The organism is Acinetobacter sp. YH12219, from assembly GCF_013417875.1.
Lineage (GTDB): Bacteria > Pseudomonadota > Gammaproteobacteria > Pseudomonadales > Moraxellaceae > Acinetobacter > Acinetobacter amyesii.
Map to the genome: position 1 here is coordinate 253751 of NZ_VPDC01000001.1, position 17995 is coordinate 271745.

Sequence of the window (17995 nt, forward strand, 5' to 3'; positions counted from 1 at the left end):
ATTAAAAAGGAAAACTGTAAATTTTTCACAATTGCGAAAAGAGATAAATATAGAAGTTGGCTGAAGCATATTGTTTTTTTCTTTGAATGATTAGGTTCGATCGTTGAACTTAGCATTTAAAACCTTTGTATTGTGAATTAGGGGATTCCCGAAAGGCTTTATTGGTAAAATTTATGAGAAAAAGTGCATGAAATTTTGATAAAGCTTTGGTTTAGTATAAAAAAAAGATGAAAAACCAATGGAAAACCGTTTGGAGATGCGTATGATGAAATCTTCGACAAACAACAGTTCATTTTTCTTTTAATATCATCACATAATTAGATAACTGATTTTAAAAGTAAAAAAATATAAGCCAGGGAACTTGTATGCAGTCAAAACATAATCGAGATGCGAGTCTCTTGCATGCGATACATAAAATTTTATTGAAGGAATGGGACCCGTTAGGGATTCGCCGTATTCCTGCTTTACGTGATGAATATGATGATTATTTGCCCAATATTTTTAAATTAATTCAAGAGGATTCAAGTGAATCAGAAATTTTTGAATATTTATGGTGGGTTGAGCAAAAAGTCTTAGAGAAAAAAGGGCAGAAGGAACATACCCTAAAAATTGCGAAAATGTTGAAGGCAATTGAGCGCTAGTCTGCGGTCGTGTGTCGTGTATGCATAAAAAAACCGATACTGACAACGTATCGGTTTTTTATTTTGAATTTCTTAGCAGTCCCTTAGAAACGGTTTAGAATTTCTTTTCTAAGGTAAACATAAAGCTTGGAATGGCTTCATTGATACGAGATTGGTATAGCGCGCCAGAACTTTGTTCTTTTAACACTTCTTTATAATCTGAGCTGAGAATATTACGTGCATTCACCGATGCAGACCAATTTTGGTCGAAGCGTTTAGTAAAACTCACATCCATGTTAACACGTTCATTGCTGGTGCGATTGTACGGTTCGTTGCTCAGTGCACGTGTATATTCAGGGGTGTAATTGAGGTTTACACTTGTTGCAATACGCCACGGTTGATAGTTATAAGATAAACCAGCACTTGCGGTATAAGGTGCAACATCGCTTGCCAAACGATCAGAGCCGTCAGTTTCTTCAATTTTTGCACGTACAGTTGAAAGCTGAGCATTCAACATAAATGAATGACCATTCTCCGTTTGCTTCAGTGCATAACGTCCAGCAATTTCCACACCATAAGTAGTTGCACTGTCTTGGTTATATGGACGTTCGACAAAACGGCAATCGGTATTTCCTGTTTCGCAACGACCGCCTGTAGCATTTTCTGACAGGATCGATTTTTCGATATAGTCATTAATTTCTCGATAATAAGCAGTGATATTTACGCCGCCAGCAGGGGTGTTATAGCCTAAGGTTGTTTCGTAAGCATTAATAGTTTCAGGTCGTAAGTCAGGATTACCACCACGGTCAGGGTTGTTTAGTGTCCCTGCATCGCTATCTGTAGAAATTGAAACAGTCGGCATCAATTGATTACTACGTGGGTTTTTAAAAGCCTGACTCAAATTGGTTTGGAGTGACCATTGGTCATTAAAGTCAAAACGGTGCGCTAATACTGGACTCAAATGCTGATCTTGATAATCCACTAAACCTGAACGATCAATCCACTCTTGGCGTACACCTAGAGTTAAGGTTTGGCGCGGCGTATATTTCCAACTTCCTTCCACATAGGCAGCATACAATTGTTCATCTAAGGTCTCTGCAATATTGCTTTCAAGTTCATTGCTACGTAAATCTGTACCAAATTTTATTTGGCGTTTTGAGTCAAACTTGCGGACACCGTCGTAGCCTAAGCCATATTCATTAATTTTTTCATCAATATATGATTGGGAATCTCTATACTCTGTTAATTCTGTTTCATTTTGCTGCTCGATTGATAAGCGAATTTTGTCGGAATTACCTTGGTCTTTACGCTCATATCGTGTGTTGAGTCGAATGCTGTCATTTTTATCTTTTTGGACTTGGGAGCCACTTGTGCCTTCGCTTTCATTGTTGCGATAAAACATTTCAGCGACCAGTTTTTGTTGATCATCAAGTTGATATTCAACACGTGGGGTTAACATTTGCGACGTACGATTGGTGATGCGTTTTTGAGTTTTCGTTCCTGTTGCATCTTGTGTACGGGTGAGCGTATCTGAGTCATTCCACATTTGGCTCCCAGATAAACTATAGATCCAAGGGTCTGAACGACCATCAATTTGAAAGTTTAAATTGGTGCGTTCTTCTTCACGTGTATTTGACTTCGTCAGACCATAACCAGCACGTACAGATCCACTCAAACGCGTGCCATTCAGTGGTTCTTTTAAAATAATATTGATGACTGCGGAAGAAGCAACCGAGCCTTGAGCGACACTCGGTTGTTTGGTGATTTCAAGGCGTTCGATCATTTCCGGTGTAATGCTATCAACAACTGACATGCCACCACGAGGACCACCTTGTACAGGTTCACCATTGATTAAGAACACGGGTGCACCACCACCACGGAAACGCATGCCGCCAGCACCTGCACCACCACGTGGACCACCGCCAGCACCGGGGAGTTGAAATCCTGCAGCACGACGCAGCGCATCATTGATTGACTGATCGCCAAATTTCAACATTTCATCACGGCTTATAATAGTTTTTGCGACAGCACTGATATCTGGGTCTTTGGGCTTAGTGCTTGCTGTTGGAACTTCAAATGTTAAAGCTTCCATTTGCTGAACTGCTGCAGATTCTTGCGGATTTTGAACAGTATCTGCGGCCCAAATTGATGTTGAGATCGTAAGTAATGCGTAACTTAAGCTGGTCAGTTTGAGTGTGGTGTGCGCGCCGTGCATTATTTGGTTGTCCAAATGTAATTTTGGCAAAGAATAACGGAAAATTATGGAGAAAAATTGAGGAAAATAGCCGAGATGAACATTTCGTTAGATTATTTTTAACAGGTAGACGAAAGGTCATATTGCAATAGGGAAGTTTAAATGGTTGGAAGATAATTCAGGCCTATTAACGTCGCTACAATATAATAAATAACTGAGGTGACGCAGTTACTTTAGAAGTGAGCTTTGCATCAAATAAAAAAAGATATGCGGTAATATCATGCGCAATTGTTTGAGACAGGACGTCTTCTAATCAAAAATGTTTTTGCGATACGTTGAATCATTTGACGGTAGTGAACGCGTTTTGTTGGTGAGGTGCATTGCACCGCAAGATGCTTTCCTTGTGAAGCTTCGAATCTCATTTTGCCGAATGAGAAACAACGTTTCGTAAGCGGACCTCCAGCCGAAGGCTAATCCCTGTATTCAATCCCTCAATGTAAGACTTCGTCGAATAGACTTAAATATTATTTTAAAAATGCGAAATGGCTTTTATGTGCATAACATGAGTAAATACATCTAAAAATAAGCCGTTGAAGAAAAATTTAGACATAAAAAAACCCTCATCTTTCGATGAGGGTTTTTCGTATTCTGGAGCGGGAAAGGAGACTCGAACTCCCGACCCCAACCTTGGCAAGGTTATGCTCTACCAACTGAGCTATTCCCGCAATGAGGTGAATTATAGAGAATTTCACACAACTGTCAACTCTCTATGCTTCTTTTTGCTTAATTAATCAGCACGGCGCCAAATAGTGCCTTGACGAGTATCTTCAAGAACAACCCCTTGATCTAACAAAGATTGACGAATTTCATCTGCTTTGGCAAATTCTTTGGCCTTTTTCGCATCTTTACGTTGTTGAATTAAATCTTCAATTTGCTCTTCAGAGAGACCTAGTGCTTCTTGACCAATATCTGATTTTAAAAATTCATCAACATTGTGCTGAACCAAACCTAAAATATTGGTCAAGTGACGCAATGTCGAATAATACACAGCCGCTTGTTCAGCATTTTCATCTTTTACGGCACGGTTCAATTCTTTGTTGACTTCAAACAATACCGCAATTGCTTCTGCGGTGTTGAAATCATCACGCATAGCGGCATTAAAGCGCTCAACTAAAGCATCATCCAAAGTTTCTACGGTTTTTTCACCATAGACTTGCTGATAAGCTTTAAATGAATGATAGAAACGGGAAAGGGTATTTTTCGCTTCTTTTAAAGCAGTGTCAGAGAAGTTTATTGGGCTACGGTAATGTGATGACACAATAAAGAAGCGAATCACTTCAGGGTGGAATTTATCCATCACATCACGAATAGTGAAGAAGTTACCTAAAGACTTCGACATTTTTTCGCCATCGACATTAATAAAGCCGACATGCATCCAGTAATTAACATACTGTTCGCCAGTAGATGCCTCAGATTGCGCAATTTCATTTTCATGATGCGGGAAAGTTAAGTCTGAACCGCCACCATGAATATCAAAATGGTTGCCTAAGCAGCAGGTCGACATCGCTGAACATTCAATATGCCAGCCCGGACGGCCATTACCCCAAGGTGAAGCCCAAGAAGGTTCATTTTCTTTGGCATGTTTCCAAAGCACGAAGTCAAAAGGATGTTTCTTTTCTACTTCTACATCAACGCGTTCAGAAGCACCAGCCTGCATATCGTCAAGTTTACGACCCGAAAGACGACCATATTTGGCAAACTTTTCAACTTCAAAATAAACATCGCCATTTGCAGATGGGTAGGCTGTACCTTTGTTAACCAAGCTACCAATCATATTCTGCATTTGATCGATATAGTCTGTTGCACGTGGTGCTTCATCAGGTGCTGCACAACCTAAATTGGCAGCATCTTCGTTCATGGCCTTGATAAAGCGATCGGTTAAAGCAGTAATGCTTTCGCCATTTTCATAGGCACGGGCAATGATCTTATCGTCAATATCGGTAATATTGCGAACGTATTTAACGTTCCAGCCCTGACTGCGCAGGAAACGGATAATGTAGTCGAATGCAACCATAACTCGAGCATGACCAATATGACAGTAGTCATACACGGTCATTCCACAGACATACATGTCGATATGTCCTTCTTTACGAGGTACGAATTCTACTTTTTTACGTTGCTCTGAGTTATATAGAACAAAAGGTTGCATAGCTCTTCAAATTGTTTCTACCAAAAGATGGCTCATCTTAACCTAAGCATTTTTTTTCATAAAGTTAAAACCCAAAAAAGCAGATATTTTTTAATGATTGATGTCTTTGCGTTGCTAAAAATAGCGTAGAAGGCTCATTGGGTTCGGGCTGAATCTAATTCGAATACTGAATTTGATTTATCTGTCCGTAAGATAAAAATGAAGAAATGCATCTTTTCTGCATAATTCATGAATTCTTATACATTTGGAAACGTGCTATTTGCATAGATATGATAAAATTGTGAAAATTTTTTATTTTGAAAGTGAGAGCGCACCTCTCACGGCTTAAGGTATAACAACTTTGAATCCACCAAATATGCCGAATCAAGTCGATTTTCAGAAAGTCGCATTAGAAACTTTGCGTATTGAAGAGCATGCTTTACAAGTATTAGCGACGCAAATAGATGATCGTTTTAGCCAAGCCTGCGAAATCATTTTACAGTGCAAAGGGCGTTTAGTGATTACTGGTATGGGCAAATCGGGGCATATCGGTCGTAAAATGGCCGCTACGTTTGCCTCGACAGGTACGCCATCTTTCTTCATGCATCCGGGTGAAGCTGGGCATGGTGATTTGGGCATGTTGGTTAAAGGAGATGTGCTCATTGCAATTTCAAACTCAGGTAAGAGTGATGAAATTATGATGCTCATGCCATTAATCAAACATTTGGGCATTCCTCTAATTACCATGAGTGGCGACAATAAAGGCCCAATGCCACAAAATGCCGATGTCGCATTGACCTTGGGTAATATTCAAGAAGCATGCCCTTTGGGGCTAGCTCCGACCTCAAGTACCACTGCAACATTAGCCTTAGGTGATGCCCTTGCGGTTGCTTTATTGGATGCACGTGGCTTTACCTCGGATGATTTTGCACGCTCTCATCCTGCTGGAGCGTTGGGTAAGCGTTTGTTATTGCATGTAAAACATCTAATGCATACAGGTGAAGACTTACCCAAAGTGTCGCCAGAGACACCAATGAATAAAGTTCTGTATGAAATTTCAAATAAACGTTTGGGACTCACCACGATTGTCGATGAAAACGATACCTTATTGGGTATCTTTACCGACGGTGACTTACGTCGTTTGATTGATAAACAGCAAGGCTTTGATGTGAATATGAAAGTCTCAGAAGTGATGATTAAAAATCCTTTGACCATTTCACAAGAAGAACGCGCGGTACATGCTTTAGAACGTATGAACGAAAAGAAAATTACACAATTTGTAGTTGTTGATGATGTCAATAAAGTGATTGGGATTATCAGCATGCATGATTTGATTCAGGCTGGGGTAAATTAAGAAAATGGCATCGTATGTATTGCTAGAACAAGCGCGTCACATAGAAGCACTAGTACTGGATGTAGATGGAATTTTAAGTGATGGATTTGTAACGTTGACCAATAGCGGCGATGAAATCAAATCTTTTGATATTCGTGATGGCTTGGGCATGAAGTTGGTGCAAAAAGCGGGTATCAAAGTCATCATTATTACCGGCCGTAAAAGTAATATTGTTGAAAAACGCATGTCTGACTTAGGTGTGGACTTGGTTTTTCAAGGTCGTGAAGACAAAGGCGTTGCTTTGACAGAAGCCTGCGCACAGTTCGGTATTGATCCTTCAGATTGCCTATATATGGGTGATGACTGGCCCGATCTTTCAGCCTTTGCTATTGCAGGGATGAAAGTGACCGTGCCGAATGGACATTTAGAAGTACGTCGCCGTGCAGATCTTGTCACTCAGGCGATGGGTGGACGTGGTGCTGTTCGTGAAATTTGCGATATGCTTTTAGTGTCTAAAGGTGTATACCAGGAACTACTTGAAAAATATGCAAGTGCACCTTATTAATAAATTGATGCAGTCATTGGATTGAATCTCCGCTTATGGATACTAAAGTTTTATACGTGACAGCTGTGGTCATTGCTGCTGTAAGCGGTGGTTTTTACTATTTCGGTGGAAAGGGTAATAAGCTTCAGGCGGACTCTTCGAAAAGTATGACTTACTCAGCTGAAAACATTAACCTGACGCAGACTGATGAGCAGGGAAAATTGCATATTCGTGCGCAAGTCGATCGACTTGAGCAGGATTTGCAAAAGCAAACTTCTCATTTGGTCAATCTGAAAGCATCGACCTATCAAGATGGTGCTGTCGATGCCACGTTCTTTGCCAAACAAGCCAATGGTATGGATGATAACCAAAAAGTCGTACTGAGTGACAATGTGGTTGCAACGAAATTGATGCGTGAAGGGCAAATGGAGTTTCGTACTGAGGAACTAACTGCTTTTCCAAAAAAGCGTGAAATAGAAACGGACAAGACTGTAACGGTGATTTCACCACAAGCCGAATTTGTCAGCCAAGGTTTAAAAGCAAATTTAAACGACGGTCAATACGAATTTTTTAATATTCGAGGAAAGTATGAACCATAATTTTAATCGAAAAACTGCAAAAACTTTCCTAAAACGTACAGCGCTACTCGGTTCACTGGCGTTATGTTCAGTTGCAGCTTTTGCTTTGCCTTCAGATCGTAATCAACCGATTTCATTGGTTGCCGATCGTGCAACGTTTAATGAAAAAACCGGGATTACGACGTATACCGGTAATGTCATCATTGAACAGGGTTCAATGAAGCTGCAGGCAAACTCAATCGTTGCGAACTTAAACAGCAAAAAAGAGATCAGTACGATTACAGCAACGGGCGGACCAGCACATTTCCAACAAAAAACTGATCCTGCCAAAGGCTTTGCAAAAGGCCAAGCTCAGAAGATCGTCTACAATGCTGAAACGGGTATTATCACCATGACGGGTGGTGCTTTGTTACAACAAGATGGTGCAAGTATTCGTGGTAATAGCCTGAAATACAGTATGAATAAAGGTGACATCGTTGCCGAAGGTACACCAAATAAATCTGGATCTTCTTCAGGTCGTGTTCAAATCGTGATTCCACCGTCAAGCACTAAGTCCTTCCCAGGAGCACGTGATTAATGGAGCAAACCTCGCAAGTTCAAACTTTATGTATTAAACATTTAGCCAAAAACTACAGTAAGCGTTGGGTGGTAAAGGATGTATCCTTTAGCATGCAAAGTGGTCAAATTGTGGGTTTACTTGGTCCAAATGGTGCAGGTAAAACCACAAGTTTCTATATGGTTGTTGGCCTGGTGCGTATGGATAAAGGTGAGATTCATTTAGATGATCTTGATTTGTCTGACTTAGCAATGCATGAGCGCGCACGTAAAGGTATTGGTTATCTACCTCAAGAAGCATCTATTTTTAGAAAATTAACCATTTCTGAAAATATCATGTCGATTTTAGAAACCCGTAAAGATCTAAATAAGCAACAACGTCAGCAACGTTTAACGGAATTGCTTGCCGACTTTAAAATCACACACATCAAAGATTCTCTTGGTATGAGTGTGTCGGGTGGTGAGCGTCGTCGTGCGGAAATCGCGCGTGCTTTAGCGGCAGACCCTAAATTTATGTTGCTCGATGAACCTTTTGCAGGGGTTGATCCTATTTCAGTGGGTGATATCAAAGACATTATCCGAACATTGAAAGATCGTGGTATTGGTGTATTAATTACTGACCATAATGTGCGTGAAACCCTTGCGATTTGTGAGCATGCTTATATCGTGAGCGAAGGTTCAGTGATTGCAGAAGGTACTCCAGAAGAAGTCCTTGCGGATGAAACTGTACGTAAAGTTTATCTTGGTGATGATTTTACCGTTTAATTGAATAAAATAAGGAATTTCCCGTTGAATGGCGCTAGTTTCATTCAACGGGTTTATGTTATTGTCTGAAATGACAAAAACTGAGCGATTAATCTAAAAAATTAACAAGAATTCAGTATACTTTAAACTAAAAATACGACCTGCAAAAATCATGCGATTACGAAAGATGAATGGTCTTCAATCAAGCCTCCAGTATTGGGGGCTTTTTTGTGGATGTAAGTCTTTCAAAAAACGCTATAATATCCGTTGATAGAGGATCTAAAGACGTTATGCCATTTACACTCGCCGCACAGTTTGAATATGAAGAAGACATTAAAAAAAGTCGTTTTCAAGCCATCGCAGTTCCTGTGGAAAATGAACAAGCCGTTAAAGAATTTCTCGAAGCCAATAAAGATATCTCAACAACACATCAGTGTTGGGCATGGAAAATTGGACATACCGTACGTTTTAATGATGATGGTGAGCCTTCAGGCACAGCAGGTCGGCCCATTCTAGCAACCATAGAAGGGAATGACCTAACCAACGTGTTGGTCTTGGTTAATCGTTGGTATGGTGGAATTAAGCTCGGGACAGGGGGATTGGTACGTGCCTATGGTGGCTGTGCAGGTCAATGCCTGTTGCAGGCTGAAAAAATTGAACTTATTGAGAAGAAAAAAGTGCAATTTAGTTGTCAGTTTAATGAATGGGCAATTTTCCAATATGAACTCAATCAGCAGCAAATTGAATTTCAGGAAGACTATACAGCGCAGGGCGTAAATGTACTTACATCATTGCAAATTCATCAAATCCAACCGCTACAGTTAAAAATTCAGGATATAACTCGCGGACGTGAACAATTGCATATCATCGAGGCTGCTGAAGGTGAATGAAATAGATCCATTATTGAAATATCGAGAGCAACATAAGCATCGTCTGAATTATATGCCTTGGTTGTATTGGTCACTCAAACCGAAAAATCGTGGTTGGGCTGAAGCTTGGCAACAGGAATATCAAGACTATCTCAAATCGATGGAAACTGTTGAAATTGGTAAAAACTGTTTTATATCGCCATTGGCTCATATTTTTGCCGAACCAGGACGTAAGATTGTCATTGGAGATAACAGCTTTATCGCTGCAGATTGCACCCTGCATGGCCCAATTGAAATTGGCAATGAAGTGGCGATCAATCATCACTGTATTTTAGATGGTGGGCGAGTGGGTATCAAAATTCACGATCAGGTTCGTATGGCGGCATATTGCCATTTATACGCTTTTGATCATGGAATGGATGTCAATCAACCGATCTATCAGCAAGCTGTACGATCACAAGGGATTGAGATAGAGCGTGATGTTTGGCTAGGTGCGCATGTTGGAATCAAGGATGGCATTCACATTGCTGAGCAGGCTGTGGTCGGCATGAACAGTATGGTGACGAAAAATGTCGAAGCGCGTGCAATCATTGCGGGAAATCCTGCAAAACTCATTCGATATCGTGAATAAATAATCGCCAAATAGGTCATAAATCGTTTTTATGCTTACACAAATGCATGCACAGTGAAACAGAGTTGTGATAAGTTAAAAATAACAAACAACATTTTATAGCCAAGCAATAATAAAACGAGGGCTAATCATGAAACGAGTTATCGCCTGTATCGACTCTTCTCCATGCATTAATGCACTAGCTGATGCTGCTGCTTGGGTTGCTAAACAAACGCACCGTGAGTTGGTTTTACTACAAATACTAGATTACTATCCGGCAAGTTATCACTTAGGTGAAATCAGTGGCGTGATTGGGTTTGAAAGTAATGCCATGCTCTTGAAAGAACTTGCGGAGTTAGAACAAAAACAAAGTGATTTAGCGTTAGATTATAGTAATAACTTGCTCAAACACATTTCTGAAATGATCCAAGATAAGCATGGTATTCAAACCACCCATATTCAGGAAAAGGGCGACTTCTTGGAGCAAAGTTTTAATGTGTTGCAAGATGACGATATTGTTTTAATTGGTCGCGTGGGTGAACGTTCAGCAGAGCGCAATAAGCCGCTTGGTAGTAATGTTGAAAACTTTATACGTGGTGCAAGTTGTACAGTTATGACTGTAGGGCCAACGTTTAAACCACCGACTCGTTTTATTTTTGCCTATGAATATTCGCCTAAATGTGTTGAGTTAATGAAGCGTGTGGCACAAAGTGACCTACTCAAACTTTTACAATGTCATTTGGTCTATGTTGGAGATCACCCACAAATCTTGGATGATCCAAAAAATTATTTAACCAATGCGGGGCTCGATGTGGTGACGGAATACCGTTATGGCGATGTTTCGGAAAATATTCTGGACTATCAACAAGAGCATGGTATCCAGTTAATCGTACTGGGGGCATTTAGTCACAGTAAAATCCATCAGTTCTTCTTGGGCAGTATTACCACCAGTATTTTCAGAAATTCGAGTGTTCCACTGCTGGTTGTAAAATAAGATGAAACAACAAATAGGTGATTTAATAGACGGACAAATGCGAGTAAATAAATAATATGTTGTTGTGTTAAAAATAATCAGAGTTATCCTCATAAATTGTGGATAACTCTGTGCGTAGTGTTTGTAAGCAGTTGTTTTAAAAATAATATATTGTATTGATTATTTTTTATACCTTTATTCGAGGTGGCTAAAAAACACCTCGATTTAGATTATTTAACGATTGCAATCGCAAAACCATCATGACCTTTACAACCTACAGTTTGAAGTGCCGTGCAGGATAAAATTTTCGGATGATTTTGCATGGCTTTGAACATATCACGGATACCTTCAATGCTTGGTTTGTGGTTTTCAGCATTTAGAATCTCACCTGCACGAATTACATTGTCTAAAACAATCACTGTACCTGAATGAGATAAATTTAAGCTTAATTCTAAATATTCAGGGTAGCTCTGTTTGTCTGCATCGATAAAAATAAAGTCAAAAGGTTCGGTATCTTCAGGAAGGGCACGTAAAATATCTGCCGCACGACCACATTTCAGTTCTATCGTTTGTGCAAGCTTTGCATTATCAATATTTTCTTGACCGAGGGCAGCATGTGTATCACGACCTTCAATGGTCAGAATGTAACCATCTTCAGGTAATGCACGTGCTAACCACATGGTGCTATAGGCTGCAAAAGTTCCAAGTTCTAAAACGCGTTTACACTTGTTCATTTGGATTAACATTTGAAGCAGCATGCCTTGATTAGCCGCTACAGCAAGATGATCAGGAAAGCCACGTTCATCCGTATGTTGAAGTGTTTGGGTCAATATTGGATCTTCAGGAATTAAATGTGAATCGATGTAAGCATCAATGTCTGTCCACATTTGTTGCATGTTGTCGCACCTCGTGATTGATGCAAGCATTTTAAACCTTTCCACCAACATCGCAATTTATTGTTCTATATTTGAATATTTTATGTACAAAAAAGACCTCCGAAGAGGTCTTGATATGACGATGTAATGTTTTAGTAATTACACATTGAAGAGCGACTTGAGTGATCAGGTCCCCAAGTACGGTAGCCTTGAGTATCAATATGAATTTGTCCGCTGGCATATAAACCTAATCCCATATTGAGACTCTGCCCGTGTTGTGACCAAAATTGGCATAAACGGAACTTGGTATTTTCAATATAACTGTAGTCTTCGGGCTGCGGGTACGCAGGTCCAATACGGAAATCAATCGCCGAGTTATATAGGTGACGAGATGAACTTGCACCACCGGCACATTGGTTCAAAGGCAAATCACGATAAACCGAAGTCACTTCAAAGTCCGTTAAGATATTGGCCGCAACTAAATATTTAAAGACACGTAAGGTTGCAATTTGGTTTTGCCATAATTCACGGTTAGGCACCATATATTCTGAGCGACCACATTTTTGCCAATCACGTGCAGTACGCATCAGCTCAAATGAAGGGATGATATTGCCTACACCATTTTTCTCTAAAAAGACTTCATAGTCTCGAACGCGACGTAAATTATCAACAGACGCGACCCATGAGTTGTATGCATAAGGCACCACTTTAGGCGGGGCTTGTCTGATGGTCGTCACTTTTTCTTGAGGTATGTAAATACGTTTACCGTCGGGAGTTGTAATAGTGTGACCTTGTTTTTGTGGTGTAGTTGTACAACCAATGAAAACAAGAGGGAATATTGCAACGGACAATAATCCCTTGAGTAAATGCTTCATTATAGAAATCAATTATTTATAAACTCGTTCTATTTTAATCCAATTTGATTGAGAAAATTTGAATAATTTGCAATGAAATGTGTGCTTTAAGTATAAAAAAAGATCAGCATGTGCTGATCTTTTCATGAAAGCGTAAAATTACTTTTCAAGATATTGTAATTTATCAGCTTTACCGTTCCACTCTTCACGGTCGGCAGGTTGATCACCAATTTGAGTGATGTTCGGCCATTTTTGAGAAAGTTCAGTATTAAGTTCGATAAATACTTCTTGACCTTCAGGTAACTCATCTTCAGAGAAAATCGCGTTAGCTGGACACTCAGGTTCACATAGCGCACAGTCGATACATTCATCTGGATTAATAACAAGGAAGTTTGGACCTTCATAGAAACAGTCAACAGGGCAAACTTCTACGCAGTCTTGATATTTACATTTAATACAGTTTTCAGTGACAACAAAGGTCATGGCGACAGCTACCTAAAAAATATGGTTCTAATAAACTAATGGTGTATTTTAGGCAAAAAATAGGGTAACTAACAATTCCTTTTATTGATAATTATTATATGCAGTGCTGTTAAAATCACTAAAAACTGAACAATATATGTAAATTTCACAATGAATGAGAATCATACTCAAAAAACTGATTAAATTACATCTGTTTATCGAACAATATTTTTAATGTGTATTTTAAGCATGAAACATTTAACAACATTAATTTTTTATCAATTTATTGCTGAATAGCCGCAGTAGTAGATAGCAAACATTCACTAATTTACGCGTTTGAATGGAGTCAATGCAAAGAACACCTTCATAGGTGCTCTTTGCATATCTCATCTATCGTTATTGCTCAATTAGATCTTAAGTAAATCCTTTAAGGCGTAAAGCTGTTGTAGTGCTTCACGTGGACTTAAGTTATCGATATCTATATCTGCTAAAGCATCAAGTACGGGCGATGTTTTTTCAACTTCAACTACGCGTTCGATGACTTCAGGCTCTGCGAGTGCCGAGAATAGATCGGTTTGTACAGCCGTATTGAGTTGCTGTTTTTGCTGAGTTTCTAATATACGAAGGCGATTTTGCGCTTCTTTGATCACAGCTGCAGGAATCCCCGCAAGCTTTGCTACTTGTAGACCATGACTTTGACTCGCAGGGCCTTGTTGAACTTTATGTAGCAGGATCAAGTTGCCATTAAGCTCACGAGCAGTCACATGATAGTTATCGATATTGGCGTCTTTGCCTAACTCGGTGAGTTCAAAATAATGCGTTGCAAATAAGCATAAACATTTAATGCGACGGGTGAGATCGAGTACACATGCCCAAGCCAAAGATAAGCCATCATAGGTACTCGTACCACGCCCAACTTCATCCATCAGTACCAGTGATTGATTGGTTGCATGATGAAGAATCTGAGAGGTTTCAGTCATTTCCACCATGAAGGTTGATTTGCCTGTAGATAAGTCGTCGGCAGATCCAATACGGGTAAATATCCGGTCGATAGGCCCTAAAATGGCAGATTGGGCAGGGACAAAGCTACCACAGTAGGCCAATAAACTGATTAAGGCTGTTTGGCGCATAAAGGTCGATTTACCGCCCATATTTGGCCCTGTGATAATCGCCATACGGTGATTAAAGTCCAAACTGGTATCATTTGGAGTAAATGCTGATTTGCTCAGAGATTCCACAACTGGGTGACGTCCGGCTTTGATTTTGATCCCAACTTCAGGGCTATATTCAGGACGTGACCAATTGCGTAATCGAGCTTGATGGGCAAAATTAGCCAGTAAATCAATTTGCGCTATAGCGGCGCTCATCATTTGTAAGTTGCCAATATCTGCACGTAACTCATCAAGTAATAGCTCAAAGAGCATTTTTTCGCGCGCTAATGCACGTGACTCACTCGAAAGCACCTTATCTTCAAAAGATTTCAACTCAGGGGTAATGTAGCGTTCAGCATTTTTAAGGGTTTGGCGGCGAATATAATGATCAGGTGCTTGTTCAGCTTGTGCGCGAGTTAGTTCAATATAGTAACCACTAACTCGGTTATAACCAATTTTTAAGGTTGAAATTCCGGTTTGTTCACGCTCTTTAATTTCAAGATCAATGAGGAATTGTCCCGCATGGTCACGAATTTTACGTAGTTCATCAAGTTCAGTGTCGAAACCCTCGGCAATCACATTTCCATCACGTAAAAGCACTGGCGGGTTTTCTACGATGGCAGACATGAGACGCTCATGTAAGCCGTGAAAATCACCCATTTCATCATTTAACTGAGCGATCAGCTTAGATTGGTGTGACTGAATGATCGGTTCAAGTGCATGTCGAAGATAGGGAATTTGTGCACAAGTTTGACGTAACTGAACTAGGTCTCGTGGACGAGCACTGCCGAGAGCTACACGAGATAGCACACGTTCAATATCACCAATTTCTTTGAGAACTAAGCGGATCGGAGACTCATGATAGCCTTGCAGCATCGCTTGTGATGCATCTAAACGTGCATCCAATAAAGCGGTATCTCGTAAAGGCTGCATCAAGGTACGACTTAATAGACGGCCACCCATCGCAGTTTGGCAATCATTGATTAGTTGGAACAGGGAAGTACCATGTTCAAATAGGGGATCAATCAGTTCTAAGTTACGACGAGTGACGGGGTCGAGCGCGACAAAATCACTACTTTGTTCGAGTTGAATGCTGCGAATATGGGGTAAAGCAGTTTTTTGAGTCACTTTTGCATAGTGAATCAAAGCCGCTGCGGCAGCTTTCGCCAAAGGTAAATGGTCAATACCAAAACCTGAAAGTGTGGCAACTGCAAATTGGTCACACAGCGTTTTTTGTGCGTTATTTAAATTGAAGTCGACGTTTGGACGTTTAGTGACAGGGCAGTCTAATTGACGTTTAATTTGCTCGACAATATTCGGATCAATAAGATCTTCATCAATCAAAATTTCGCTCGGCATTAAACGAGAAAGTTCGATTGCCAATAGTTCCAGTTGATAGTCCATTTGCTGAACTTTGAAAATACCTGCACTGAGGTCTAGTAAAGCAATCCCGATTTGATTTTGTTGTAAGCAGATCGCGACTAAATTTGAACTTTGATGGGAGGCAATCAGTGCATCGTCCGTTAATGTCCCCGGGGTAATGATACGGACAATTCCGCGCTCAACCGGTCCTTTGCCTGTCACTTCACCAATTTGCTCGCAGATCACGACCGTTTCACCTTTTTTTACAAGGCGGGCTAAATAGCCTTCAGCAGCATGGTATGGGACACCAGCCATAGGAATAGGTTCACCATTGGCTTTACCACGATGTGTTAGTGTAATTCCTAAAAGTTTTGCTGCCTTATGCGCATCTTCAAAAAAGAGCTCGTAAAAATCACCCATCCGATAAAACATCAGTGAATGCGGATTTTGCATTTTGACTGACATGTACTGTTGCATCATCGGGGTCAGGGTTGAAAGGTCAACTTTGGAATTATCAGCTTGCATGAAACGAAATACCTTAAAATAAAAATTTGTGCGCTGCTAAACGAAAAACACTGTTTTGATGAAAATTGGATTTAGAAAAAGTCCTTATATTTATATTGTCTCTTCGTTCAAAACCACAGGTGTACGTTAACAAATCGTGTTGCTGATTCTAGCAAAAAAAGTGACAGGAAAATGCCAGAAAAGGTTTGTCTGCATGTAAAAAAAGCAGTCAAAATATTATTTATAAACGCTAAAAAGTCTGTGTGTAAATTCAACAATGGATACATTTACAAAGCGATAGACTGACTCAAACATCAAGCTGCGCTTCAGCCTGAGCTAATCGATATTGGTGGCGACCGCTGCCTTTTGCAAGGTAAAGCGCTTGATCGGCAGCCAATATAAATTTTTGAATTTTATCAGATTTAGATGGAATGATCGTTTCCGTACCGATGCTAATCTTCACAAATTTAGACATATGGCTGGCTGGATGTGGAAGTTCGAGTGATTAAATTCTGCATAATAAATCGGCTGCCAAAGGTTCAATTTTCAGCTTCAGTTAACACCCTAAAGAGGAGTAAAAACTATTCGCTGCCATTGTGTGCAGCTAACTCACCATTTCGATTGGTGATTTGAGACAAAACCTCAGTAATTTGTGTGAGGCAGATGTCACTCGCCTGATGACCTAAATGATCATTTTAATTTTCAAAAAAATCGATATCGATCACCATGATGGTTAAAGGCTGTTGATGGCGTAGGGCATAATGCCATAGCTGTTCTAAAGCTCCTTATAATGGACGACGGTTTGCTAGCCCAGTCAGTGGGTCATGTTCTACCAACCCGCAACCTTGGCAATATAAAAACGCATACCAACAAAGGCATAGATGATGACCACGGCATACTTCATGGCTGCATGTAATAGCGCATCATTGTGATCATTACACATCATAGTAAAGATGATAAATATGATCGCAACAGCGCACATCGAGCCTAGACAAGTATAAACATTAAAATAAGGGTTTAATGCGGAACAAAAGATAAATCCCATGCAATCAGAATGATAAACACTATCCAAATATACTGAGGAATCTACAAAACTGCGTTATGGGATCACTTGATAAATCCCCGCACATGACAGGGCATACCGGAGAAAAATAATGATTCCGCGAAAACAAAATTTTTTCGCCGCTTCATCGCGGTAGAGCGGTTGATAAATGGATTATAAACTTGACGTAATATATACTTTATTCAATATAGTTATGATTTAACCCCAATTTCGTCTAGATGAAGGGACTTAAAGCCTTATAATTTCATAATTCGATATGCTCATAAAAAATCAGGAAATGGGCACAATATTTTGTCTTTATTTTACAATAATTTATCTCCAATATAAGGTTTATGTAAAGTTCAACGAGTGCCTTTGAGTTTTCAAATGATTAAAAAAAGCTTATATAGTAGATCTCTTTCATAAATCAAAAAACGATCTTCTTTTTGGTTAATATTTGCACTCCGGATTTCTTAGCATTCGTGCATAATCTGCGGATGAAATACATCGATTCAAACAAGCTTTCTGATCCTCAGT

15 protein-coding genes, 1 tRNA gene and 1 pseudogene are annotated in these 17995 nt (G+C 39.9%); 9 read left to right on the plus strand and 8 right to left on the minus strand.

Annotated features, from left to right (window positions below; all coding sequences use genetic code 11):
- Positions 1-365: 365 nt before the first annotated feature.
- Complete coding sequence (locus FTV04_RS01160) at positions 366-641, plus strand: hypothetical protein (protein ID WP_078193570.1); 276 nt, start codon at positions 366-368, stop codon at positions 639-641.
- A 94-nt stretch (positions 642-735) separates the two neighbouring features.
- Here the strand turns inward: FTV04_RS01160 and FTV04_RS01165 are convergent, their stop codons facing one another.
- From FTV04_RS01165 to cysS, 3 genes are all read right to left on the minus strand, one after another.
- Entirely contained in the window at positions 736-2835 is a 2100-nt protein-coding gene (locus FTV04_RS01165) for a TonB-dependent siderophore receptor (protein ID WP_180088218.1), read from the minus strand.
- Positions 2836-3463: 628 nt separating this feature from the next.
- Positions 3464-3539: transfer RNA gene (locus FTV04_RS01170), tRNA-Gly, on the minus strand.
- A gap of 62 nt (positions 3540-3601) precedes the next feature.
- Positions 3602-5023, minus strand: coding sequence for a cysteine--tRNA ligase (cysS, locus tag FTV04_RS01175; protein WP_180088220.1), 1422 nt, complete (start codon positions 5021-5023; stop codon positions 3602-3604).
- A gap of 355 nt (positions 5024-5378) precedes the next feature.
- Here cysS and FTV04_RS01180 point away from each other — a divergent pair, with 355 nt between their 5' ends.
- The 8 genes from FTV04_RS01180 (at position 5379) to FTV04_RS01215 (ending at position 11229) form a co-directional block, all read left to right on the plus strand.
- The gene (locus FTV04_RS01180) at positions 5379-6356 is read left to right on the plus strand and encodes an SIS domain-containing protein (protein WP_078193567.1); all 978 of its coding nucleotides are present in this window, start codon (positions 5379-5381) and stop codon (positions 6354-6356) included.
- A 4-nt stretch (positions 6357-6360) separates the two neighbouring features.
- Positions 6361-6900: an HAD family hydrolase gene (locus FTV04_RS01185; RefSeq protein WP_078188762.1), complete on the plus strand. Its 540-nt coding sequence runs from the start codon at positions 6361-6363 to the stop codon at positions 6898-6900.
- Between the two features lie 35 nt (positions 6901-6935).
- On the plus strand, positions 6936-7478 hold the full coding sequence (lptC, locus tag FTV04_RS01190) for an LPS export ABC transporter periplasmic protein LptC (RefSeq protein WP_180027055.1): 543 nt from the start codon (positions 6936-6938) through the stop codon (positions 7476-7478).
- Positions 7468-8034, plus strand: a complete 567-nt coding sequence (gene lptA, locus FTV04_RS01195; protein ID WP_168377635.1) for a lipopolysaccharide transport periplasmic protein LptA — start codon at positions 7468-7470, stop codon at positions 8032-8034. Before lptC ends, lptA begins: the two co-directional genes overlap by 11 nt.
- Positions 8034-8777, plus strand: coding sequence for an LPS export ABC transporter ATP-binding protein (gene lptB / locus FTV04_RS01200; protein WP_078188759.1), 744 nt, complete (start codon positions 8034-8036; stop codon positions 8775-8777). The genes lptA and lptB overlap by 1 nt, the downstream gene beginning before the upstream one ends.
- 269 nt (positions 8778-9046) lie before the next feature.
- Positions 9047-9646, plus strand: a complete 600-nt coding sequence (locus FTV04_RS01205; protein ID WP_180048898.1) for a YigZ family protein — start codon at positions 9047-9049, stop codon at positions 9644-9646.
- On the plus strand, positions 9639-10256 hold the full coding sequence (locus tag FTV04_RS01210) for an acyltransferase (RefSeq protein WP_180088222.1): 618 nt from the start codon (positions 9639-9641) through the stop codon (positions 10254-10256). The genes FTV04_RS01205 and FTV04_RS01210 overlap by 8 nt, the downstream gene beginning before the upstream one ends.
- Positions 10257-10386: 130 nt before the next feature.
- Positions 10387-11229: a universal stress protein gene (locus FTV04_RS01215; protein WP_078188753.1), complete on the plus strand. Its 843-nt coding sequence runs from the start codon at positions 10387-10389 to the stop codon at positions 11227-11229.
- A gap of 209 nt (positions 11230-11438) precedes the next feature.
- On the opposite strand, the gene FTV04_RS01220 is transcribed toward FTV04_RS01215, so the two are convergent.
- The 5 genes and pseudogenes from FTV04_RS01220 to FTV04_RS16705 all read right to left on the minus strand — a co-directional run.
- Positions 11439-12104 (minus strand): O-methyltransferase, encoded by a 666-nt coding sequence (locus tag FTV04_RS01220; RefSeq protein ID WP_180054458.1) that lies wholly within the window; start codon positions 12102-12104, stop codon positions 11439-11441.
- A 131-nt stretch (positions 12105-12235) separates the two neighbouring features.
- Positions 12236-12958 carry a D-Ala-D-Ala carboxypeptidase family metallohydrolase gene (locus FTV04_RS01225; RefSeq protein WP_078188751.1) on the minus strand — a complete coding sequence of 241 codons (723 nt, stop codon included), beginning with the start codon at positions 12956-12958 and terminating at the stop codon, positions 12236-12238.
- Between the two features lie 138 nt (positions 12959-13096).
- Positions 13097-13420 carry a ferredoxin FdxA gene (gene fdxA / locus FTV04_RS01230; protein WP_004651686.1) on the minus strand — a complete coding sequence of 108 codons (324 nt, stop codon included), beginning with the start codon at positions 13418-13420 and terminating at the stop codon, positions 13097-13099.
- A 386-nt stretch (positions 13421-13806) separates the two neighbouring features.
- The gene (gene mutS / locus FTV04_RS01235; protein ID WP_180088224.1) at positions 13807-16437 is read right to left on the minus strand and encodes a DNA mismatch repair protein MutS; all 2631 of its coding nucleotides are present in this window, start codon (positions 16435-16437) and stop codon (positions 13807-13809) included.
- Positions 16438-16723: 286 nt separating this feature from the next.
- A pseudogene (locus FTV04_RS16705) lies at positions 16724-16906 on the minus strand (diguanylate cyclase domain-containing protein); the annotation flags it as partial.
- Positions 16907-17995: the final 1089 nt, after the last annotated feature.